The sequence below is a fragment of the Ramlibacter sp. G4-7 genome, from assembly GCF_057784995.1.
Map to the genome: position 1 here is coordinate 40,284 of NZ_JBYNTT010000010.1, position 20,529 is coordinate 60,812.

Genomic DNA, 20,529 nt, shown 5'->3' on the forward strand with positions numbered 1-20,529 from the left:
GTGCTCACTCGGCCAGGAAAGCCTTGACCAGCGGCGCGAGGATGGCCACCACCTCGTCGGCCAGGCGCTCGGTCAGGATCAGCGGCGGCAGCAGGCGGATGACGGTGTCGGCGGTCACGCTGATCAGGAGGCCCGCTTCGGCCGCGCGCTGCGTCAGCACGCCGCAGTTGCGATCGAGCTCGATGCCGAGCATCAGGCCCTGGCCGCGGATCTCCACCACGCCGCGCAGCCCGCCGATCTCGCGCGCCAGGGCGCCCTTGAGGTGCGCGCCCACGCGGGAGGCGTTCTCCAGCAGGCCGTCTTCTTCCATGATGCGCAACGTCTCCACCCCGGCCCGCATGGCGAGCGGATTGCCGCCGAAGGTGGTGCCGTGGTTGCCCGGCTGGAAGATGTTCGCGGCCCGCGGGCCGGCGACGATGGCGGCGATCGGCACGCCCGAGCCCAGGCCCTTGGCCAGCGGCATCACGTCGGGCACGATGCCGGCCCACTGGTGGGCGAACCACTTGCCGGTGCGCCCCATGCCGCACTGGACTTCGTCGATCACCAGCAGCCAGTCCTTCAGGTCGCACAGTTCGCGCACCTTCTGCAGGTAATCGATGCGCATCTGGTTGATGCCGCCTTCGCCCTGGATGGTCTCGAACATCACGGCGACCACGTTCCTGTTGCCTTCGGTGGCCTTCTTCAGCGCATCGATGTCGTTCATCGGCACGCGGATGAAGCCTTCCACCAGCGGCCCGAAGCCCTGCTGCACCTTCTCGTTGCCGGTGGCGGACAGGGTGGCGATGCTGCGGCCATGGAAGGCCTTCTCGTAGACCACGATCTCCGGGCGCTCGATGCCGCGGTCGTGCCCGAACTTGCGCGCCAGCTTGATGGCCGCCTCGTTGGCCTCCAGCCCGGTCGAGCCGAAGAAGACGTTGGTCATCCCCGACAGCTGCACCAGCTTGGCCGCCAGCTTTTCCTGGTTGGGCACGTGGTAGTAGTTGCAGCTGTGGATGATCCTGGCCACCTGCTCCTGCAGGGCGGGGACCAGCTTGGGGTGGTTGTGGCCCAGCGTGTTGACGGCGATGCCCGCCAGCGCGTCGAGGTAGCGCTTGCCGTTCACGTCCCAGACGTAGCAGCCGTCGCCGCGCTCCAGCGCGATCGGCAGCCGGCCGTAGGTGTTCATGGTGTGGGGCGATGCCGCCTCGATGTGGGCCATGGATGCGCTTCCTCGAATCACAAATGAAAGCGGCTCAAGGTCGGGATCCGCGGGGAACTTGCGCCCGGGGTGCCAACGCATTGAGCCGTTGGATCGCGATTGTAGGCACACGCCATGCGTGCTTTGTTTGAGAATTCCGCATCACAGCGATGCCCGCGACAGCCCGATGACAGGCCCGCGGGCCAGCATGGCGGGGCGCCAACTCTTATATAAGATAGAATACTTGTGCAGCGCAGCAAGGGCCTTCCCCCGCCACCGCGCCGCATCGGATCGACATGGATTCCAAGCTCCCCCGCGAAGTGTTCATCCAGGGCATCACCCGGGACGGACGCACCTTCCGGCCCAGCGACTGGGCGGAACGGCTGGCGGGCGTCATGAGCTCCTTCCGCCCCGGCGGCGCCCGGCCGGGCAGCCACCTGAGTTACTCGCCCTGGTGCATCCCCACCGTGATCGAGGGCGTCAAGTGCGTCATCGTCAACCGCGAACTGCGCGACCTCGAGCCCATGGCCTGGGACTTCGTCATCAACTTCGCCAGGGACAACGACCTGAAGGTGTCCGAGGGGAAGTTCGAGAAGTGACGACCGCCCATGAAAAAAGCCGCCCGGAGGCGGCTTTCTCACTTTTTGCTTTGCTGGCAGCGCACCCGGTTCAAACGGCGCGAACCTTGCGGTTCACGGGCTGACCCGACGCTGGTGCGTCAGGCGGCGGCCTGGAGGCCCTTGAGCTTCGCGGACAGGCGGGACTTGTCGCGCGCGGCCTTGTTCTTGTGGAAGATGCCCTTGTCGGCCACCGTGTCCACGATCGATTGCGCCTTGGCGAAGAGTTCGGTCGCCTTGGCCTTGTCACCCGCGGCGACGGCCTTCTCGACGTTCTTCACCGCGGTGCGGTACTTGGAGCGCAGCGAGGTGTTCGCGGCGTTGAGTTTCACGTCCTGGCGGGCGCGCTTGCGGCCCGACGCCAGGCGCGGGTTCTTCTTCTTGGGTTTGGCTGAAGCCATGGATGATCCTTTACGTGTCTGAGGATGTTGCCAGCAAAGCCCGCGATTATAGCCCGGCCCCTTTTCCCCTGCCGCCCTCGGGCCCGGGCGCAAATCGCAGGGCTACACTCGCGCCGGTGAGCCTGTTCAAAGCTGCCTCGACCGTCTCCCTCCTCACCCTGGCTTCCCGCGTCACCGGACTCGTCCGGGACGTCCTGTTCGCCTCCTTTTTCGGAGTTTCCGCCCTCACCGACGCCTTCTACGTCGCTTTCCGCATCCCCAACCTGTTCCGCCGCATCTTCGGCGAGGGCGCCTTCAGCCAGGCCTTCGTGCCCGTGCTGGCCAGCGTGCGCACGACCGACGGCGATGCCGGGGCGAAGACCCTGGTCGACCACGTCTCCACGGTGCTGCTGTGGACGCTGGTGGGCCTGTGCATCGCCGGCGTGGCCGGCGCGCCGCTGATGGTCTGGGCACTGGCCAGCGGCCTGAAGAAGGACCCGCACGCCTACGACGCCGCGGTGCTCATGACGCGCTGGATGTTCCCCTATATCGGCTTCATGTCGCTGGTGGCCCTGGCGGGCGGCATCCTGAACACCTGGAAGAAGTTCGCCGTGCCCGCGGCCTCGCCGGTGCTGCTGAACCTGGCGATGATCGCCTCGATCACGCTGGCCGCACCCTGGTTCCGGCACCTGGGCATCGAGCCGATCTACTCGCAGGCGATCGGGGTCATGGTGGGCGGCGTGCTGCAGTTGGTGATCCAGGTGCCGGCGCTGCGCCGCATCGGCATGTGGCCGCGCATCGGCGTGGCGCTCGCGGGCCTGCGCGCCGGCTGGAACGACCCCTCCACCCGCAAGGTGCTGCGCCTCATGCTGCCGGCCCTGCTGGGCGTGAGCGTGGCGCAGATCTCCTTGCTGATCAATACCCAGATCGCCTCCTACCTGCCGGCCGGCAGCGTCAGCTGGCTCAACAACGCCGACCGGCTGATGGAGTTCCCGACCGCCTTGCTTGGCGTCGCGCTGGGCGTGGTGCTGATGCCGCAGCTCGCCGCCGCCCGCGCCAGCGGCGACGAGGAGCGCTACTCCGGCATGCTGGACTGGGGCCTGCGGCTGGTCGTGCTGCTCGCGATCCCGAGTTCGGTGGCCTTGCTGGTGTTCGCCGCGCCGCTGGTGGCCACGCTCTTCCACTACGGCGCCTTCAAGGACAGCGACGTGGGCCAGGTCGCCATCGCGCTCGCGGGCTACGGCACCGGGCTGCTGGGGCTGGTCGCGATCAAGGTGCTGGCGCCCGGCTACTACGCGAACCACGACATGAAGACGCCGATGAAGATCGCGATCGCGGCGCTGATCGTGACGCAGCTGCTGAACGCGGCGCTCGTTCCTTTCCTCCGCCACGCGGGGCTGGCCCTGTCGATCGGCCTGGGCGCGCTGGTCAACGCCGGCAGCCTGCTGTTCGGCCTCTTGCGCCGGGGCAGCTACAAGCCGCGACCGGGCTGGCCCGTGTTCGGCCTGCAGGTGCTCGCGGCCTCGGCGCTGCTCGCGGTCTTCCTGACCTGGGCGGCGCACGCGTTTCCCTGGACGGCCTGGCACGCGGAGCCCTGGAAGCGCGTGGGCATGATGGCCGCGACGCTCGCCGGCGCGATGGTCCTTTACTTCGGCGCCTTGTTGGCCGCGGGCGTGAAGCTGCGCCAGTTTGTCACGCGCTGAGTTCGGCCGTTGCCCTTCACCCGCAGGTCGCTTGACGCTCGGTGGCCCGTCCATTACAACCCTTGCATGTCGTCGCTCCAGTTCTCTACACCCACCGCCCTGGAATACTTCCGGATGCTGGTGCAAAGCGACGAAAACCTCCCCCTGCTGGAGGCCGCCGCCAGCATCGCGCAGGATGAATACCCGGACCTGGACCTGCAGGTCGTGCTGGGCGACGTCGACCAGCTGCTCGCGCGCCTGAAGCGGCGCATCCCCGCCGACGCCGCGGCGCTGCAGCGGCTGCGAACGCTCAACCAGTTCTTCTTCCGCGACCTGAGCTTCGGCGGCAACGTCAACGACTACTGCGACCCGGACAACAGCTACCTCAACGTGGTGCTGCGCACGCGGCGCGGCATCCAGATCTCGCTGGCCGTGTTGTGGATCGAGCTGGCGCAAGGCATCGGCCTGCACGCGCGCGGCGTGTGCTTCCCCGGCCACTTCATGGTCAAGGTCAACCTGCCCAAGGGCCAGGTGGTGATCGACCCCTTCAGCGGCCAGTCGCTCTCGCGCGAGGAACTGTCCGAGCGGCTGGAGCCCTACAAGCGCCGCAGCGGCCTGATCGACGAGTTCGAGGTGCCGCTGGGCCTGTACCTGCAGGCCGCGCCGCCGCGCGACATCCTCGCGCGCATGCTGCGCAACCTCAAGGAGATCCACCGCGCGCAGGAGGACTGGCAGCGCCTGATCGCCGTGCAGGACCGCCTGCTGGTGCTGCTGCCCGATGCCTGGGCCGAGTTCCGCGACCGCGGCCTCGCGCATGCGGAGCAGGGCCACACCGCGCTGGCGGTGGACGACCTGGAGACGTACCTGGTGCACGCCCAGGACGCGCTGGACATCGACGCCATCGCCGACCGCGTGGCAGACCTGCGCCGCGCGCTGCAGTAGGGCGGCGGCGCGCGAAAGCGACCCCCGCCGGACGGTGGGCGACTAGCTTGCGCGCACGATCCCGGCGTTCAGCGGCAGGCCCCCCAGCACCGACGATCGCGATTCCGCCAGCACCGAGGCGCGGCCTGCCTCGTGCAGCGGGCGCGAGCCCAGCACCGAAGGCTTGCGCACCGGCAGGATGGGCTCGCGCCGGGTCTCGGCCACCGGCACGGGCTTGAGCACCGGGTCCAGCCACTGCAGGATGGACTGCCATTGCGCGAGGTCGGTGGCCGCCTTGTCCCTGGGCACGTCGAACAGGGTGAGACCGCGCTCGAGGCAGCGCACGTAGTTCTGGGTCTCGCGCAGCACGCCGATCATGTCCACGCCCGCTTCCTGCGCCCAGGCGCGCAGCGTGTCGGCGCCGGTGGTGCGGCCGTCCACGCGCATGCCCACGGCGGCCACCTTGCATTGGCCCTTGGCGATGCGCGGCAGCGTGTGCAGTTCGGCGAGGCAGGCCGCTGCCGACTCGCGATCGAACACGGAGGGGCACACCGGCATCACGATGGCGTCGGCGAACATGACGATGCGCGACAGCTCGAAGCCGTGCATGCCGCCGGGCGTGTCCAGCACCACGTGCGTGATGCCGCTGGGCACCCGCAGCACGTTCTTCTGGTCGACGACCCAGGGCGCGATCGCCGGCAGGGACGCGTCGCGGCGCCGCAGCCAGCCGCGGCTCGATTGCTGGCGGTCGATGTCCCCCAGCATCACGGCGAACCCCTGGTGCGCGCACCAGGACGCCACGTGGGCGGCGAAGGTGCTCTTGCCGCTGCCCCCCTTCCGGTTGACGACTGCGATGACCGGCATGGTTGTCTCCCAACGGTGAGGGATCAGTGTCGGCCAGCGTTTCCCGGGTGTCCAGCGCCGGCGGGCATTTTGCCGCTCCTGGATTTGTAGCGACGCAACGTGGCGCCGCCCGTCCGGCATCAGCCGCCGTTCACCGCCGACGGAGCCCTGGCCGCTAGTGCGGCAAGCGCGATGGCGGCGATCGCGGCCCCCGCGACGAAGGTGCTGGCGGCTCCCAGCCGGTCCCAGAGCAGGCCGGCGAGCGCGCTTGCCACCAGCAGCGCCAGGCCGCTGGCCAGGTTGAACACGCCGAAGGCGGTGCCGCGCAACGCCGCGGGCGCCGTGTCGGCCACCATGGCGGCCAGCAGGCCTTGCGTGAGCGCCATGTGCAGGCCCCACAAGGCGATGCCGGCCCACAGCACGGGGCCGTGGTCCGCCAGCGCGAGTGCCACGTCCGCCGCCACCAGAACGGCCAGGCCGATGGCGAGCAGCTTGCGATGCGACATGGTGTCGGCCAGGCGGCCGAAGGGATAGGCACCGACCGCGTACACCACGTTCATCGCGATCAGCACCAGCGGCGCATAGGCGAGGGACAGGCCGCCTTGCTGCGCCCGTAGCACGAGGAAGGCCTCGCTGAAGCGCGCCAGCGTGAACAGCGCTCCTATGCCCACCACCCACCAGTAGGCCGCGGTGAGCTGGCGCAGGCTTTCGCGCCGGATCGGGTTGACGCGCCTGACGCCGGCTGGCGTGTCCGGTTCCTTCACGCCGAAGGCCAGCAGCGCCACCGACAGCACGCCCGGGACCACGGCCACCCAGAAGATCGCGTGGAAGTCGTTGGCCCACAGCAGCATGAGCGCGATCGCCAGCAGCGGCCCTGTGAAGGCGCCCACGGTGTCGAGCGACTGGCGCAGACCATAGGCCGCGCCCCGCTGCCGCGGCTCGACGAGGTCCGCCACCAGCGCGTCGCGGGGCGCGCCCCGCAGGCCCTTGCCCACGCGGTCGATCAGGCGCGCGGCCAGCACGGTGCCCGTGCTGGTCGCCAGCGCGAACAGGGGCTTGGAGGCGGCACCGAGGCCGTAGCCCAGCAGGGCCAGCGGCTTGCGGCGTCCCAGCCAGTCGCTCCACGCGCCGGAAAAGACCTTGACGATGAGCGCGGTGGCTTCCGCGGCGCCTTCGATCAGGCCGATCGCCAGCATGCTGGCGCCCAGGCCCGTGGCGAGGAAGACGGGCAGCAGGCTGTGGATCATCTCCGAGGAGACGTCCATCAGCAGGCTGACGAAGCCCAGGGCCCAGATGCCGGCGGGCAGCCGGGAGCGCGCCGGCGCCACGCGTTCCTCAGGCGACGGTGACGCTGGCGCCTTCGCCGCGCGGCGCGATGCGGCCGATCTCGTGCACCGACTCGCCTTGCTGCCGCAAGGTGGCGGCAACCGCGGCGGCCTCGCCCGGATCCACCACGACCACCATGCCGATGCCGTTGTTGAAGGTGCGGTTCATCTCGTGGTCGTCGATGCCGGCAGTCGCCTGCAGCCACGCGAACACCTCGGTGCGCGGCCAGCTGCCCTTGCGCAGCTGCGCGGCCAGGCCGTCCGGCAGCACGCGCGGGATGTTCTCCAGCAGGCCGCCGCCGGTGATGTGCGCCAGCGCCTTGATGCCGGCGTGCTGCTCCAGTGCGGCCAGCACCGGCTTGACGTACAGGCGCGTGGGCTCCATGACGGCCTGCCGGAAGGGCTTGCCGTCGAGCGTCGCGGGCAGCTGGGCGCCGGCCCGCTCGATGCACTTGCGCACCAGCGAGAAGCCGTTGGAATGCACGCCGCTGGAAGCCAGGCCCAGCACGACGTCGCCGGCCTGCACGTTGCGGCCGGTGAGGATCTTGGCTTTCTCCACCGCGCCGACGGCGAAGCCCGCCAGGTCGTATTCGCCGGCCGGGTACATCCCGGGCATCTCCGCCGTCTCGCCGCCGATGAGGGCGCAGCCGGAGAGTTCGCAGCCGCGGGCGATGCCGCCCACCACGGCGGCGGCGGTGTCCACGTCCAGCTTGCCGCAGGCGAAATAGTCCAGGAAGAACAGGGGCTCGGCGCCTTGCACCAGCACGTCGTTGACGCTCATCGCCACCAGGTCGATGCCGACCGTGTCGTGCATGTTCCACTCGAAGGCGAGCTTGAGCTTGGTGCCCACCCCGTCGGTGCCGCTGACCAGCACCGGCTCGCGGTAGCGCTTGGGGACCTCGAACAGGGCGCCGAAGCCGCCTATGCCCGCCAGCACGCCCTCGCGCATGGTCTTGCGGGCCAGCGGCTTGATGCGTTCGACCAGCGCGTCGCCGGCGTCGATGTCGACGCCGGCATCCTTGTACGAGAGGGGGGAAGCGTTCATGCAGGTGCTGGCCGGGGCCCTGGAGCGCCGGCCGATAGAATTTGCGCCTGATTTTAGTGTCTCCGGGCTTCGTGCCCGACTCCGCCACCCCCGTGAAGCAGCTTCCCCTCGACATCGGCCTGGGCCGCGTGACCAGCCTGGCGACCTTCCTCGCCGGGCCGAACGAGGCCGCCTGGAAGCACCTGCTGCTGTGGGCAGGCAGCCCCACGCGCTCGCCGGTGCCCACTTACCTGTGGGGTGCGCCGGGAAGCGGCAAGAGCCACCTGCTCAAGGCGGTGCAGGAAAGCCTGCGCGAGCAGGGCGCGAGCGCCGGCTGGCTCGATCCGTCGCTGGCCGAGCCCCCGCCTTTCGACGAGCGCTGGGCCGCCGTGCTGCTGGACGACGTCCACCACTACAGTGCCGTGCAGCAGCACGCCGCCTTCAGCTGGTTCGTGCAGGCCCAGGCGCTGCAGCGCGGCGTGCTGGCCTCGGGCCTGCTGCCCCCGGCGCACATGAAGGTGCGCGAGGACCTGCGCACCCGCCTGGGCTGGGGCCATGTCTTCGAGCTGCGCGTGCTGTCCGAGCCGGAGCGGCGCGCCGTGCTGCGCCAGGCCGCCGACGCGCGCGGCGTGTTCCTCGGCGACGAGGTGATGGACTTCATCCTGCACCGCTTCTCGCGCGACCTGGGCAGCCTCATGCAGTTGCTGGACCACCTGGACGCCTACGCCCTGCAGACGCAACGCGCCATCACCATCCCGCTCATCAAGTCCATGCTGGAGAACGAGTGACGAAACCCAAGGTCACCCTGTTCGACCTCGACCACACCTTGCTGCCGCTCGACTCGGACTACTCCTGGGGCGAGTTCACGCAGCAGATCGGCTGGACCGACCCGGTCGAATTCAAGCGCCGCAACGACGAGTTCTACGCGCACTACGTGGCCGGCACGCTGGACGTGCACGACTACGTGCGCTTCGCCGTGGAGGCGATGCGAGTGCGCGGGGCCGTCGCCTATGAACAGGCGCACGCGCGCTTCATGCGCGAGTGGATTGCGCCGGCGCTGCTTCCCCCGGCGCTGGACCTCGTGCGCCAGCACCAGCAGGAGGGGGACCTGGTCGCCATCGTGACCGCCACCAACGAACTCGTCACCCGGCCCATCGCGGCCGCACTGGGCGTGGCCGAGCTGATCGCGGTCGAGCTCGAGCGCGATGCCGCCGGCTGGATCACGGGCGCCATCGCCGGCGTGCCCTCCATGCGCGAAGGCAAGGTCGTGCGCGTCACCGACTGGCTGCGCGCCCGTGGCCTCGACTGGCTGGACGTGGAGACCACCTTCTATTCCGACTCGATGAACGACCTGCCGCTGCTCGAGCGCGTCGAGCATCCGGTCGCCACCAATCCGGATCCCCGCCTGCGCACCCTGGCCCTGGAACGCGGCTGGCGCATACTCGACCTCTTCCCAAGACAATGATCAAGAAGTTCATCGACACCCTCATCGCCGGCGCCACCGGCCGCAAGCCGAAGTTCGGCAAGCGCAAGGAAGTCGGCCCCCAGGAGCACGCCATCGACCCCACGCTCGTGGACGAGCGCGCGCTGTCGGTGGTCCACGCGCTCAAGGAAGCCGGCCACGAGGCCTACATCGTGGGCGGCGCGGTGCGCGACCTGCTGCTGGGCCTGCGGCCCAAGGACTTCGACGTGGCCACGAACGCGACGCCCGAGCAGGTCAAGAGCCTGTTCCGCCGCGCCTTCATCATCGGCCGGCGCTTTCGCATCGTGCACGTCGTGTTCGGCCGCGGCCGCGAGCACGAGGTGATCGAGGTCTCCACCTTCCGCGCCTACCTGGACGCGGCCAGCGCCGAGGCGGTCAGCGGCAACGAGCGCACCAGCAAGAGCGAGCTGGCGGGCATGCACCACGCCGTCGGCGGATCCGGCCGCGTGCTGCGCGACAACGTCTGGGGGCCGCAGGAAGAAGACGCGGCGCGCCGCGACTTCACCATCAACGCCATGTACTACGACCCGGAGACCCGCATCGTGGTCGACTACCACGGCGGCATGACCGATGCCAAGAAGCGCGTCCTGCGCATGATCGGCGACCCGGTCGCCCGCTACCGCGAGGACCCGGTGCGCATCATCCGCGCCGTGCGCTTCTCGGCCAAGCTGGCGGGGCTGGGTTTCAAGTTCGACCCCAAGACGAAGTCGCCGCTGGTGCCCAGCCTGCCGCTGCTGCAGGAGGTGCCGCAGAGCCGCCTGTTCGACGAGATGCTCAAGCTGCTGCAGACCGGGCATTCGCTGGCGACCATCGAGCAGCTCAAGGCGCTGGGCATGGCGCGCGGCATCTATCCCCTGCTGGACCTGGTGGTCGAGCGCGCCGAGCAGCCTTTCGTGCGCGCCGCGCTGCAGGACACCGACCGCCGCGTCGGCGAAGGCAAGCCGGTGGCGCCCAGCTTCCTGCTCGCCTGCGTGCTGTGGTCGGACGTGCGCGATGGCTGGCAGGACCGCAGCACGCGCCGCCGCATGCACCCCTTCCCGGCCCTGCAGGAAGCCATCGACGAGGTGTTCGAGTCGCGCATCGGCGACATCTCCGGGCGAGGCAAGCTGGGCGCGGACATGCGCGAGATCTGGATGATGCAGCCGCGCTTCGAGAAGCGCAGCGGCCAGACCCCGTTCACGCTGGTGGAGCAGCCGCGCTTCCGGGCGGCCTTCGACTTCATGCGCCTGCGCGCCGACATCGGCGAGGTGGAAGTCGTGCTGGCCGACTGGTGGCAGGAATTCAGCCAGGCGAGCGACCTCGTGCGCGACGACCTGGTGGCGGCGCTGCGCGACGAGCAGCGCAAGCAGCCGCCGCGCCCGCGCCGCGTGAAGCCGCAGGCGGATGCCGACGGCGGCGCGCCGGCGGCGCAGCGGCAGGAGCCGGTGCGGCGCGAGGCGGAACGGCGCGCGCCGGACAGCGCAGCGGGCGAAGGCGCGAGCGAGGCGGACGGCGGCGCGAGCGAGGCGGGCGGGGGCGACGCGCCGCGCAAGCGCCGGCGCCGCCGGCGCAAGCCGGCGGGGCAGGGCGGCGAGCACGCGCCGCATGCGCCATCCGCGGGCGACTCCGCCGACTGAGGACGCGGCGGTGCGCGAGCCGGTGGGCGCCTTCGTCGGCCTCGGCGCCAACCTCGGGGACGCCAGGCGCACCGTGCAGGAAGCGATCGCCGCGCTGGGCGGACTGCCGCATACGCGCCTGGTCGGCGCCTCGCGCCTGTACCGCAGCGCGCCGGTGGACGCCGGCGGCCCCGATTTCCTCAACGCCGTCGCACAGGTCGAGACCTTGCTGTCGGCGCCCGAATTGCTGGCCGCCCTGCAGCAGCTGGAGCAGGCCGCGGGCCGTGAACGGCCGTACCGCAATGCGCCGCGCACGCTGGACCTGGACCTGCTGCTGTTCGGCGACGCGCGCATCGCCAGCGCCGCCCTGACCGTGCCGCATCCGCGCATGCGCGAGCGGGCCTTCGTGCTGCTGCCGCTGCAGGAACTGGCGCCCGAACGCGTGGCCGCAGCCGACCTCGCGGCGGTCGCCGGCCAGCGCATCGCCCCATTACCTCCCGCGTCATCGCCGGCATGACGGTGAACCGGCACCATGCGTGCAGGTTCAACAAAGGAGAGAAACCATGAGCGACACGGGTCTCATCGCCGTTGCGTGCGGCTTGATCATCGGTCTGGGCGCGATCGGCGCCTGCCTGGGCATAGGCACCATGGGCGGCCGCTTCATCGACGGCGCCGTCCGCCAGCCCGAGATGATGGAACCGCTGCAGACCAAGATGTTCCTGCTGGCGGGCCTGATCGACGCGAACTTCCTCATCGGCGTGGGCGTCGCGATGATGTTCGTGTTCGCGAATCCGTTCGCGAAGTGAACCCCACCGTGGCGGTCAGAACCAGTGCACCAGCCCCGACTGCTCCGCGTTCTGCGGATTCGACCCCGCATCGCGCACGCGTTGCAGCGCATCGTCCGCCGGCAGCCCCAGCGCCTTGAGCAGGCACGCCGCCGCCGTCCCCGTGCGGCCCAGCCCGGCGGCGCAGTGCAGCAGCACCACGTCGCCGCCGCGCAGTTGCTGCGCCAGCGTTGCAATGTCGCGGCGGAAGCTGGCCGGATCTTCGGGCAGGCCGAAGTTGCGCATCGGGATCTGCAGCCAGCGGAACGGCAGCCCGCCGCGCGTGAGCGCCGCGTGGTATTCGGGGGCGAGTTCGGCCACCTCCTCGCGCGGCGCGAGGCAGACCACGCCGGTGAGCCCGGTGCGCTGCGCTTCCTCGCGGAAGCTGTTCCAGGAATCGAAGCGGCCCGGCATGGGGCCCAGCCAGACCTGGCCGGGCACCTCGGGCGGCAAGCGCAATCGTCGCAAAGCCATGCGCCGATTGTGAGGGCTACTCGCGCGTGCTGCTGCGCTGCTGTCCCACCGCCAGCTCGCTCACCGGCGCGGCGTGGTTGCGCCAGGACGCGCGGATGTAGCTGATCACCGCCGCGACGTCCGCATCGGGCAGCACGGTCGCGAAGGGCGGCATCCCGAAGGGACGCGGCTGGGCGCGGGTGGCGGGCGCGAAGCCGCCGTGCAGCACGACCTGCACCAGGTTCGAGGTGTTCGCCAGGGTCACCGCGCGATTGCCCGCCAGCGCCGGATAGGCGCCGGCGATGCCCTGGCCCTTGTCGCCGTGGCAACTCGCGCAGTGCTGCTCGTACAGCTTGCCGCCGCGTTCCAGCACGTTGGCCGCCGCGTTCGGCACCTCCCGCGGGTCGGTGTCGGTGGGCGTCTGCGGCAGGGCCTTGAGGTACACCGCCATCGCCCGCAGGTCCGCCGGCTCCAGGTACTGCGTGCTGTGCAGCACGACTTCGGCCATGGGACCCAGCACCGCGCCGCGCGGCGAGTTGCCGGTGGCGAGCAGCTGCACGATGGACTCCAGCGGCCAGTCCGCCACGCCCGCTTCGGTCGGCGACGCGAGCGACGGTGCGTACCAGTTCTGCATGGGGATCAGGCCGCCCGAGAGGTCCATGCCGTTGCGCTGGCCGCCGAACACGTCGCGTCCGCCGTGGCAGGCGGCGCAGTGGCCCAGGCCCTGCACGAGGTAGGCACCGCGGTTCCACTCGGGGGTCTGGGTCGTGTCCTCGACCTGCTGTTCGGGCCGGAAGTACAGGGTGCGCCACACCGCCAGCGCGGCCTGGGTGGAGTAAGGCCAGCGCAGGCGATGCTGCCGGTTGGGCCGCGACACCGGCGGCAGGCTGCGCAGGTATTCGAACAAGGCGTCCGCGTCCGGGTCCGTCACGCGCGTCATGTGCGTGTAGGGGAACACGGGGTACAGCAGCCGGCCGTCGCGCGAGCGGCCCTCGTGCAGGGCGCGGCGGAAGTGCGCGGCCGACCAGGCGCCGATGCCGGTCTCGGCATCGGGCGTGATGTTGCTCGCGTAGACGGTGCCGAAGGGCGTCTCCAGCGGGCGCCCGCCCGCGTACGACGCGCCGCCGCGCTCGGTGTGGCACAGCATGCAGTTGCCCACGCGCGCGAGATAGGCGCCGCGGGCCGCGAGTTCGCGCACCGGCGGCGTGCGCGGCGCGGCGTCGGGGATGCGCTCGCCGCCGAAGTTCATGGACCACACGAGCGCGCCGGCCACCAGCAGGGCGATCGCGGCCAGCACGCCGATCACGAGCAGGGCGCGCTTCATCGGCTGCTCCCCGCCACCGGCGCCTGGGCCGCACCGCAGCGCATGGAGGGAGGCGGCTCGGGAGCCGGCGCGGCCGCCGGTGCCTTGCGGCCCTTGCGCCGCTGCGCCGCCGGCGCCGGCGCCTCGGCCGACACCGGATGGGCGTTGGCGGGCACGACCTCGGAGGACAGCCACGCCGTGACCGCGGACAGGTCGTCGGGCGACAGGCGCCGTGCGATCTCCGCCATGCAGTCCGGCGCCAGCGCTCGTCGCTGTCCGGTGCGCCAGGCGCCCAGTTGCGCATTGAGGTAGTCGCGCGGCAGGCCCAGCAGCCCGGGAACGTTGGGCGCCACACCGGTGAGCGCCTTGCCGTGGCAGCTCGCGCAGGCCGGCAGGCGCCGCTCGGGATCGCCCTGCAGGGCGATCTTCTCGCCGCGCGCGGACACCTCCGGCGGAACGTTGGCGCGCTGCGGCGGCGGGTAGGGCACGTTCAGGCCGGAGAAATGCTGCGCGATCTCGTACAGGTACTCGTCGGACAGGGTTTCCAGGAGACCGGCCATCAACCCGTAATGCCGCCGGCCCTCGCGAAAGTGCAGCAGCTGGTTGTAGAGATAGCCCGCCGGCTTGCCCGCCAGCCGGGGGTAGTACCCGTCGGGACCCGCGCGGCCCTCGCGGCCGTGGCAGCTCGTGCAGGCGAGCGTCCGCTGCGCCAGCGTGTCCTGGAAGGTGGATGGGGCTGCGGGGGCTGCCGTGGCAGAGCACAGCAGCGCCAGGGAAACAATGTGAAGCTTGCCGCGCATGGCAGGGGACTATGCCACTCCTTGCCCCGCGCGCATCCGCGATGTCGGCACGGCTCGCTTATGGGCAGGGTTCGCGTCCTACAAATCCGGGGGACGGCGAAACCTAACGTGCCCCCATGAACCTCTACCGACGTTCGAGCAGGACCAAGGCCCAGGCCGAGGTGCCGCGCAGCCGCCGGCGCGAGCCCGCCGGGGACGGCAGCAATGCGGTCCAGCACCGGCCGGATCCCAGGGCGGAACCGATTCCCGACGGCGAGCACAAGTACGTGCCGCGCAGCCCGTACCGCACGGGCAATTACTAGAGGAGCTAGTCTCCCAACACCACGTCCGACGTCGGGTACGCCACGCACGGCAGCACCCAGCGTCCATCCTTTTCCTCGGGCAGCAGGCCCGGCCAGGGGATGCGGTACTCGACACTGCCGGCATGAAGCGGACGCAGGCAGGCGCGGCAGGTGCCGTTGCGGCAGGAGCTCGCCAGCGCGATGCCCGCGTCCTGCGCGGACAGCAGCAGGGGGCGCCCGGCACTGGCCGCGAAGCGGCGCCCCGACGGCCGCAGCGTCGCCTCGAATTGCGCCGGCGGCGCCCCCGTGGATGTCATGCCTTCATGATAATGAGGCGAGAACAACGAGCCCCACACGCATGTCCTCCAGCCTCCTCGCGCTTCTCGACGACATCACCTCGATCCTCGACGACGTTTCGGCACTGACCAAGGTGGCGGCCCGCAAGACGGCCGGCGTGCTGGGCGACGACCTCGCCCTGAACGCGCAGCAGGTCAGCGGCGTGCGCGCCGAGCGCGAGCTGCCGGTGGTGTGGTCCGTGGCCAAGGGTTCGCTCCTCAACAAGGCCATCCTGGTGCCCGCCGCCCTGGCGATCAGCGCCATCGCACCCTGGGCCGTCACGCCGCTGCTGATGCTGGGCGGCGCCTTCCTCTGTTTCGAGGGGGCGGAGAAGGTGCTGCACCGGCTGCTGCACAGCCGCGGCGAGGACGAAGCGCACGAGCGCCGCCTGCTGGAGGCGCTCACCAACGAGCAGGTCGACCTGCGCACGATCGAGAAGGACAAGATCCGCGGCGCCATCCGCACCGACTTCATCCTCTCGGCGGAAATCATCGTCATCGCCCTCGGCACGGTCTCGGGCGAGGACTTCACGACGCGCTTGACGGTGCTCGTCGCGATCGCGATTGCGATGACGGTGGGCGTGTACGGGCTGGTGGCGGGGATCGTGAAGCTGGACGACTTCGGCCTCTACCTCCTCAAGCGCGCCTCGCACTCGGCCCAGGCGATCGGCCGCGGCATCCTGCGCGCCGCGCCGTGGTTCATGAAGGGGCTCTCGGTCGCCGGCACCTTCGCCATGTTCCTCGTGGGCGGCAGCATCATCGAACACGGCCTGCCGGCGCTGCACCACGCCTACGAGGACGCCACCAGCGACGCCGGCTCGTGGACGGTGCCGCTCGGGCTGTCGATCCACCTGGCCATCGGTGCGGCCGTCGGCGGCGTCCTGGTGGGAATGTATGCCCTGGTGCGCCGGGCCCGGGGGAAACCCGCGCTTCCGGCGTGAGGCCAAGGCCGCACTGAAGCTCATGCGTAGGCGCCCTCCTACGCCGCCTTGGGCTCGCGACGGATAGGTCGACAGCGCGGCCAACGGAACAATGGCTCATCCAACCGAGAGGGAGTCCGCCATGCCCGAGATGCAGCCGTCCATGCCCCCCGCCGCGCCCCTGTCCCTGTCGGTCGATGCGGCCATGCCGGCCGACGACGACTTCGGCTACGCGCTCGGCTGCGAATGCGCCGACCCCTCGCTGCAGATCGAACGCTGGCAGGAGTTGCGCGCCGGCGCCGAACCGAACTGAGGCTCGCGCCCGTCGCGCACCTACAAGCGCAACGGCAGTCGCCCCACGCCAGCTCGAAGTTCCACTGCCTAAGCTGCGGGTTCCTTTGCGAGACGAGTCCATGCAAGAACCCGGCAAGAAAGAAGCAGCGAAGCCCGCACCGCCCGTTCCGGCGCGCTCGGAATTCGTCCAGTCCATGCGCCTGGGCGCCATGATCGCCGCCGGCGCCATGGTGCTGATGGTGCCGCCGCTGATGATGATGAAGTCGCGCGACGGCCAGCAGCCGCCCGCGGTCGCCACGGCGCCCTACGCGGGCAGCACCGCCCCCGTGCCGCAGGAGCGGAAGCCGCAGCCGATTCCCGGCACCGGCGCCAGCCCGACCCTGCGCCTGGCCGACTTCCGCGGCGAGCAGCCGACCGAGGACGCCCGCCTCGTCGCCAACTGGGTCACCGCCACCGGCGACGCGAAGAAGCATGCGTTCGTCGTCGTCGACAAGCAGGACGCCCGCGTCTACGTGTTCGGGCCGGACGGCCGGCTGAAGGACAGCGCGCCGGCCCTGCTGGGCGCGGCGCGTGGCGACGATTCCTTCCCCGGCATCGGCGACAAGCCGCTCGAGGCCGTGCGTCCCGAGGAGAAGACCACCCCCGCCGGCCGTTTCATCGCGGAGCCCGGACGCAACGCCAGCAACGAGGACATCGTGTGGGTCGACTACGACGCGGCGGTCTCGATGCACCGCGTGCGGCCGCTCGTTGCGCAGGAACGGCGGCTGGAGCGCCTGGCCTCGCTCACCACGGACGACAACCGCATCTCCTTCGGCTGCATCAACCTGCCCGTCTCCTTCTACGAGAACGTGCTGAACCCCACCGTGCGCCAGTACGGCGCGGTCATCTACGTTTTGCCGGAGGTGAAGTCGGTGCAGCAGGTGTTCGGTGCCTACGACGTGACGGACCCGATCCAGGTCGCCGCCTTCGGCCCCCGCCAGCCGAAGGGCTCGGTGCAGAAGGTGGCGCTGACGCCCGGCACCTGAGCACACCCTCCTTTACAGATCGGCCGTTGCGCTGCCACGGTAGAGCTTGCTAGCATTCGTCCCGGCTGAGCCATCCTGGCCCGGCAGGAGGGGACGGACGGATGTCGCGACCATGGTTGCGCAAGGCAGTTGGCTGCTCGGCCTGGATGTTGTGGGCGTGCACGCAAGCCGCGCAGGCCGCTGGCGCGGATTTCATGGCCACCCGGCCCACGGCCGAGGCCGTTCGCCTCGTGGACTGGGTGCTCGCCAGCCGTGATGCGCACGGCAAGCCCTTCGCGCTCGTGGACAAGCGGGCCGCCCGCCTCTATGTGTTCCAGGCCGACGGCCGCCTGGCCGGGCAGACCCCGGCACTCCTCGGGAGCGCGATCGGCGACCACACGGTGCCGGGCACCGGCCAGCGCAGCCGGGACGGCACGCTGCGGCCCGAGGACCACACCACGCCCGCGGGCCGCTTCGAATCCGAGCCCGGCGTGAACGACAAGGGCGAGCACGTCGTGTGGGTCGACTACGCGAACGCCTTCGCCATCCACCGGCTGCGCCCGGGGTTCGCGTACCAGGCGCGCGCCTCGCGCCTGGCCAGCACCCAGGCCGCCGGCAAGCGCGTGTCCTGGGGCTGCGTCGTGGTGCCCGTGTCGTTCTACACGCAGGTGGTCGAACGGGTCCTGGGCCGGGTCGCTGGCGTGGTGTACGTGATGCCCGAGAGCATGCCGACACAGCAGGTCTTCGACGCACTCTAGGAACTTCTCCGACAGCCGGCCGCGCGCGGGACTGACGTTGCCTCGACGGCGTCTCCTTATCTTGGACAAGCCGGCGTCCGCCGGACGCAAAGCAAATCCAACCAAGGAGATTCCCCAAATGTCCACGCTCAAGTTCCTCGCCACCGCGGTCGCCGCGGCCACCGTCAGCCTTGCCATGGCGCAGGGCACGCCGCCCAAGCCGGCGACCGATCCCGCCGTGGGCGCAGGCCAGCGCAGCACGCAGAACACCCCCATGGGCACCACCGGCACGCCGGGTGGCCCGGGCGCCGGCGCCGCCGCGCAGGGCTCGACGGCAGGCAGCACCGCCGCCACCACGGCCGGCAGCGCCGGCACCTCCGGTTCCGCCAGCTCCGGCACGTCCATGAGCAACTCCTCCAGCGGCGGCAGCACGATGGCGGCCGACACGGACACCACCAAGAAGGCGAAGAAGTCCAAGAAGGTCGCCAAGGCCGACCGCAACTGACGACAGGGACACCTCGCAACGAAAAGGCCGCCTCCGGGCGGCCTTTTTTTTCATGGCGGCGCGAGGCTCAGGTGAGGATCTGCCGGCCTTCGGCGGTCACGACGCAGCCGCTGATGCGCCACTGCTTGCCGCCCTCGCGATTGAGCAGGTAGGTCAGCGTCCAGGAGGCGCCGCCCTCGTCGGCGACGCGCACGCGCTGCATCGCGATGGTGCCGTCGGTCTCGGGCTTGAGGAACAGCAGGCTCGTGGGATGCATCAGCATCGGGTACTGCTCGCGCACCGTCGCGAGGAAGGCGTCGGCCGTGCCGAACTGGGTGCGCAGGTCCTGGTCGGCGAGCGCGAAGGCCTGCAGCGCGTCCTCGTTGGCCAGCGCGTTCAGCTGCTGCTCCACCACGGCGCGCACGACCTGGGTGTTCTCGGCCTGGCCGCCCAGGCGCAGGTGCGCCGGATCGGAGGCGAACACCGCACCGCCGAGGATCGCGGAGAAGACCAGGGACCAGGCCAGCGCGACACCGGTGCGCGGGCGGCGGTGGCGCGGCCGCAGGGCGTCATCGGAAGGAAAGGGGGTGTGCAAAGGAACCTCGCGGGGTCAGGCGTCGGGGACCACGACGAAGGCGCAAGCGTGGACGGAGGGCGTGGCATGCGGCTGGGTGTCCGCGCGCGCCTTGAGCTGCATGCTCGCCATGGCCAGCGCGATACCCACCAGGGTGAAGATGCGCATCATGGTCGGGGTCATCGTGGGGTCTCCCGGTACAACGTGTTGTGCTGGCCCAGAGGTTAGGGCGGCCGGGCGCCGCGGTTCTGTAGGTGGAGGGCGCTGCCCCCCGTGGGAGCCGCAATCGTCCCCTTGCCGGTGGCCGCGTCCGCCGCCCCAAAAGGAAACGGCGCCGGGGCGCCGTTTCATCCGCGGGGGAAGCCGCCGGTCCACTGGACAATGGTCTCGCTCATCGCCTGCGGCGGCGGAAGAGTCCGATCCCTGTCGTTGTAGCGCGGAATCCGGCGGGCTTTGATGGATTGGAGCCCCCCGGCCGTGGAAAGATCGCAGGCGCTGTCCGCTTGCGGCTGTAGTCCGGCCGCTGCGCACCCCGTGGTCAATCGCCGAGGAGGACGTCCAGCCCCGCGTCCGGCTCGAAGCGCCCGTTGCGCCAGGACAGCCGGGTCGGGCCGGGCAGCTGCCGCTCGCTCTCGCTGTGCCCGGGATCGCCCGGGTAGCACAGCACGCGCACGCCGTCGACGTCGCGCGGCTCGGGCCGGATGCAGGGCGGCCGGCGCGCCGCCGCCGCGGCCATGACGCTGGCCACGCTCCGGTGCCGCGCCAGGTGCGTCAGGCTCATGATCTGCGGCGGCGCCAGCTCGATCTGCCCGTCCCAGTACTGGCGCAGCGCGGCGCGCGGCGTGAGCCACAGGCTCTCGGTCGCTTCGTGCGTGTCGTGCCTCGGCTCCTGGCCCGGCGGCACGGTGGCCACGAAGAAGCGCGTGTCGAAGCGCTTGCGTCCCACGCTGCTGAGGGTCGGCGTGATCCAGCGCGACCAGGGCTGCAGCGCGCCCGCATGCAGCAGCAGGTCCGCGCCCTGGAACAGTTCGTCGAAGCGCGGCCCTGCGCGCAGCGCCGCCCAGGCCTGGCTCGCCTGCGCCGGCGTGAGGCCGGCGAACAGCAGGCCCGTCTCCTCGAACACTTCCCGGATCGCGGTCACGAACAGGGCCGCCGCCTCTTCGGGGGCGAGCTCGGGTTCGCCCAGCGCGGCATGCAGCGCGCGCGCCTCGCGGTCCAGCCGCTGCGCCCATAGCAGGTCTTCCGGGTCGGCTTTGCCGCCGGGAAAGACATAGGCGCCGCCCAGCACGTCGGACTGGCTGTGCCGCCGCAGCAGGAAGACTTCGAGATCGCCGCCCGCATCGCGCAGCAGCACCACCGTGGCCGACGGGGCGGCGGGGCCCTCGATGCGCGTCGTGTTCAACTCCATGGCACGAGGCTAGCAGACGCGCGGGCGCCTCGGGCAGCAAGGCATCGGGCCGGCGCCTTATGCTC

The 20,529-nt window shown here is 70.7% G+C and carries 26 protein-coding genes; 14 read left to right on the forward strand and 12 right to left on the reverse strand.

Annotation, left to right across the window (positions count from 1 at the left end; genetic code table 11):
* Positions 1–4: 4 nt before the first annotated feature.
* On the reverse strand, positions 5–1,198 hold the full coding sequence (locus AC3EGR_RS14970) for an acetylornithine/succinylornithine family transaminase (protein ID WP_488547293.1): 1,194 nt from the start codon (positions 1,196–1,198) through the stop codon (positions 5–7).
* Between the two features lie 275 nt (positions 1,199–1,473).
* On the opposite strand from AC3EGR_RS14970, the gene AC3EGR_RS14975 reads away from it, so the two are divergent.
* Positions 1,474–1,776 carry a DUF3579 domain-containing protein gene (locus AC3EGR_RS14975; RefSeq protein WP_488547294.1) on the forward strand — a complete coding sequence of 101 codons (303 nt, stop codon included), beginning with the start codon at positions 1,474–1,476 and terminating at the stop codon, positions 1,774–1,776.
* Positions 1,777–1,895: 119 nt separating this feature from the next.
* On the opposite strand, the gene rpsT is transcribed toward AC3EGR_RS14975, so the two are convergent.
* A complete protein-coding gene (gene rpsT, locus AC3EGR_RS14980) occupies positions 1,896–2,195 on the reverse strand; it encodes a 30S ribosomal protein S20 (RefSeq protein WP_488547295.1) in 300 nt (99 codons plus the stop codon).
* Positions 2,196–2,311: 116 nt separating this feature from the next.
* On the opposite strand from rpsT, the gene murJ reads away from it, so the two are divergent.
* Together murJ and AC3EGR_RS14990 are read left to right on the forward strand one after the other, a co-directional pair.
* Positions 2,312–3,877: a murein biosynthesis integral membrane protein MurJ gene (murJ, locus tag AC3EGR_RS14985; protein WP_488547296.1), complete on the forward strand. Its 1,566-nt coding sequence runs from the start codon at positions 2,312–2,314 to the stop codon at positions 3,875–3,877.
* A 66-nt stretch (positions 3,878–3,943) separates the two neighbouring features.
* On the forward strand, positions 3,944–4,798 hold the full coding sequence (locus tag AC3EGR_RS14990) for a SirB1 family protein (protein WP_488547297.1): 855 nt from the start codon (positions 3,944–3,946) through the stop codon (positions 4,796–4,798).
* Between the two features lie 42 nt (positions 4,799–4,840).
* On the opposite strand, the gene AC3EGR_RS14995 is transcribed toward AC3EGR_RS14990, so the two are convergent.
* The 3 genes from AC3EGR_RS14995 to purM form a co-directional block, all read right to left on the reverse strand.
* Positions 4,841–5,641 carry a ParA family protein gene (locus AC3EGR_RS14995; RefSeq protein ID WP_488547298.1) on the reverse strand — a complete coding sequence of 267 codons (801 nt, stop codon included), beginning with the start codon at positions 5,639–5,641 and terminating at the stop codon, positions 4,841–4,843.
* A gap of 119 nt (positions 5,642–5,760) precedes the next feature.
* Positions 5,761–6,948 carry an MFS transporter gene (locus tag AC3EGR_RS15000; RefSeq protein ID WP_488547299.1) on the reverse strand — a complete coding sequence of 396 codons (1,188 nt, stop codon included), beginning with the start codon at positions 6,946–6,948 and terminating at the stop codon, positions 5,761–5,763.
* Between the two features lie 7 nt (positions 6,949–6,955).
* Positions 6,956–7,990, reverse strand: a complete 1,035-nt coding sequence (purM, locus tag AC3EGR_RS15005; RefSeq protein WP_488547300.1) for a phosphoribosylformylglycinamidine cyclo-ligase — start codon at positions 7,988–7,990, stop codon at positions 6,956–6,958.
* Positions 7,991–8,082: 92 nt separating this feature from the next.
* Here purM and hda point away from each other — a divergent pair, with 92 nt between their 5' ends.
* The 5 genes from hda to atpE are packed head-to-tail and all read left to right on the forward strand — an operon-like array spanning position 8,083 to position 11,853.
* Positions 8,083–8,757: a DnaA regulatory inactivator Hda gene (gene hda, locus AC3EGR_RS15010; RefSeq protein WP_488547301.1), complete on the forward strand. Its 675-nt coding sequence runs from the start codon at positions 8,083–8,085 to the stop codon at positions 8,755–8,757.
* On the forward strand, positions 8,754–9,434 hold the full coding sequence (locus AC3EGR_RS15015) for an HAD family hydrolase (RefSeq protein WP_488547302.1): 681 nt from the start codon (positions 8,754–8,756) through the stop codon (positions 9,432–9,434). Before hda ends, AC3EGR_RS15015 begins: the two co-directional genes overlap by 4 nt.
* On the forward strand, positions 9,431–11,068 hold the full coding sequence (gene pcnB / locus AC3EGR_RS15020) for a polynucleotide adenylyltransferase PcnB (RefSeq protein WP_488547303.1): 1,638 nt from the start codon (positions 9,431–9,433) through the stop codon (positions 11,066–11,068). Before AC3EGR_RS15015 ends, pcnB begins: the two co-directional genes overlap by 4 nt.
* Positions 11,037–11,564: a 2-amino-4-hydroxy-6-hydroxymethyldihydropteridine diphosphokinase gene (gene folK / locus AC3EGR_RS15025; protein ID WP_488547304.1), complete on the forward strand. Its 528-nt coding sequence runs from the start codon at positions 11,037–11,039 to the stop codon at positions 11,562–11,564. Before pcnB ends, folK begins: the two co-directional genes overlap by 32 nt.
* Before the next feature lie 46 nt (positions 11,565–11,610).
* The gene (gene atpE, locus AC3EGR_RS15030; protein WP_187074787.1) at positions 11,611–11,853 is read left to right on the forward strand and encodes a F0F1 ATP synthase subunit C; all 243 of its coding nucleotides are present in this window, start codon (positions 11,611–11,613) and stop codon (positions 11,851–11,853) included.
* 15 nt (positions 11,854–11,868) lie between these two features.
* Here the strand turns inward: atpE and AC3EGR_RS15035 are convergent, their stop codons facing one another.
* Genes AC3EGR_RS15035 through AC3EGR_RS15045 form a run of 3 tightly spaced genes read right to left on the reverse strand, consistent with a single transcriptional unit; the run spans position 11,869 to position 14,427 of the window.
* On the reverse strand, positions 11,869–12,345 hold the full coding sequence (locus tag AC3EGR_RS15035; protein ID WP_488547305.1) for a protein-tyrosine phosphatase family protein: 477 nt from the start codon (positions 12,343–12,345) through the stop codon (positions 11,869–11,871).
* A 16-nt stretch (positions 12,346–12,361) separates the two neighbouring features.
* Positions 12,362–13,648 (reverse strand): c-type cytochrome, encoded by a 1,287-nt coding sequence (locus tag AC3EGR_RS15040; protein WP_488547306.1) that lies wholly within the window; start codon positions 13,646–13,648, stop codon positions 12,362–12,364.
* Complete coding sequence (locus AC3EGR_RS15045; protein WP_488547307.1) at positions 13,645–14,427, reverse strand: c-type cytochrome; 783 nt, start codon at positions 14,425–14,427, stop codon at positions 13,645–13,647. The genes AC3EGR_RS15040 and AC3EGR_RS15045 overlap by 4 nt, the downstream gene beginning before the upstream one ends.
* Positions 14,428–14,543: 116 nt before the next feature.
* Here AC3EGR_RS15045 and AC3EGR_RS15050 point away from each other — a divergent pair, with 116 nt between their 5' ends.
* A complete protein-coding gene (locus AC3EGR_RS15050) occupies positions 14,544–14,729 on the forward strand; it encodes a hypothetical protein (protein ID WP_488547308.1) in 186 nt (61 codons plus the stop codon).
* 5 nt (positions 14,730–14,734) lie between these two features.
* Here the strand turns inward: AC3EGR_RS15050 and AC3EGR_RS15055 are convergent, their stop codons facing one another.
* Entirely contained in the window at positions 14,735–15,025 is a 291-nt protein-coding gene (locus AC3EGR_RS15055) for a 2Fe-2S iron-sulfur cluster-binding protein (RefSeq protein ID WP_488547309.1), read from the reverse strand.
* A gap of 41 nt (positions 15,026–15,066) precedes the next feature.
* On the opposite strand from AC3EGR_RS15055, the gene AC3EGR_RS15060 reads away from it, so the two are divergent.
* From AC3EGR_RS15060 to AC3EGR_RS15080, 5 genes are all read left to right on the forward strand, one after another.
* On the forward strand, positions 15,067–15,984 hold the full coding sequence (locus AC3EGR_RS15060; RefSeq protein ID WP_488547310.1) for a DUF808 domain-containing protein: 918 nt from the start codon (positions 15,067–15,069) through the stop codon (positions 15,982–15,984).
* A 121-nt stretch (positions 15,985–16,105) separates the two neighbouring features.
* Complete coding sequence (locus tag AC3EGR_RS15065) at positions 16,106–16,276, forward strand: hypothetical protein (protein ID WP_488547311.1); 171 nt, start codon at positions 16,106–16,108, stop codon at positions 16,274–16,276.
* A gap of 100 nt (positions 16,277–16,376) precedes the next feature.
* On the forward strand, positions 16,377–17,282 hold the full coding sequence (locus AC3EGR_RS15070; protein ID WP_488547312.1) for a hypothetical protein: 906 nt from the start codon (positions 16,377–16,379) through the stop codon (positions 17,280–17,282).
* A 194-nt stretch (positions 17,283–17,476) separates the two neighbouring features.
* Positions 17,477–18,019, forward strand: coding sequence for a L,D-transpeptidase family protein (locus AC3EGR_RS15075; protein WP_488547313.1), 543 nt, complete (start codon positions 17,477–17,479; stop codon positions 18,017–18,019).
* A gap of 118 nt (positions 18,020–18,137) precedes the next feature.
* The gene (locus AC3EGR_RS15080) at positions 18,138–18,503 is read left to right on the forward strand and encodes a hypothetical protein (protein ID WP_488547314.1); all 366 of its coding nucleotides are present in this window, start codon (positions 18,138–18,140) and stop codon (positions 18,501–18,503) included.
* 67 nt (positions 18,504–18,570) lie between these two features.
* Here the strand turns inward: AC3EGR_RS15080 and AC3EGR_RS15085 are convergent, their stop codons facing one another.
* From AC3EGR_RS15085 to AC3EGR_RS15095, 3 genes are all read right to left on the reverse strand, one after another.
* The gene (locus tag AC3EGR_RS15085) at positions 18,571–19,077 is read right to left on the reverse strand and encodes a DUF4864 domain-containing protein (RefSeq protein ID WP_488547315.1); all 507 of its coding nucleotides are present in this window, start codon (positions 19,075–19,077) and stop codon (positions 18,571–18,573) included.
* 15 nt (positions 19,078–19,092) lie between these two features.
* A complete protein-coding gene (locus AC3EGR_RS15090) occupies positions 19,093–19,239 on the reverse strand; it encodes a hypothetical protein (protein WP_488547316.1) in 147 nt (48 codons plus the stop codon).
* Positions 19,240–19,594: 355 nt separating this feature from the next.
* Positions 19,595–20,464 (reverse strand): NUDIX hydrolase, encoded by an 870-nt coding sequence (locus AC3EGR_RS15095; RefSeq protein ID WP_488547317.1) that lies wholly within the window; start codon positions 20,462–20,464, stop codon positions 19,595–19,597.
* Between the last annotated feature and the right edge of the window lie 65 nt (positions 20,465–20,529).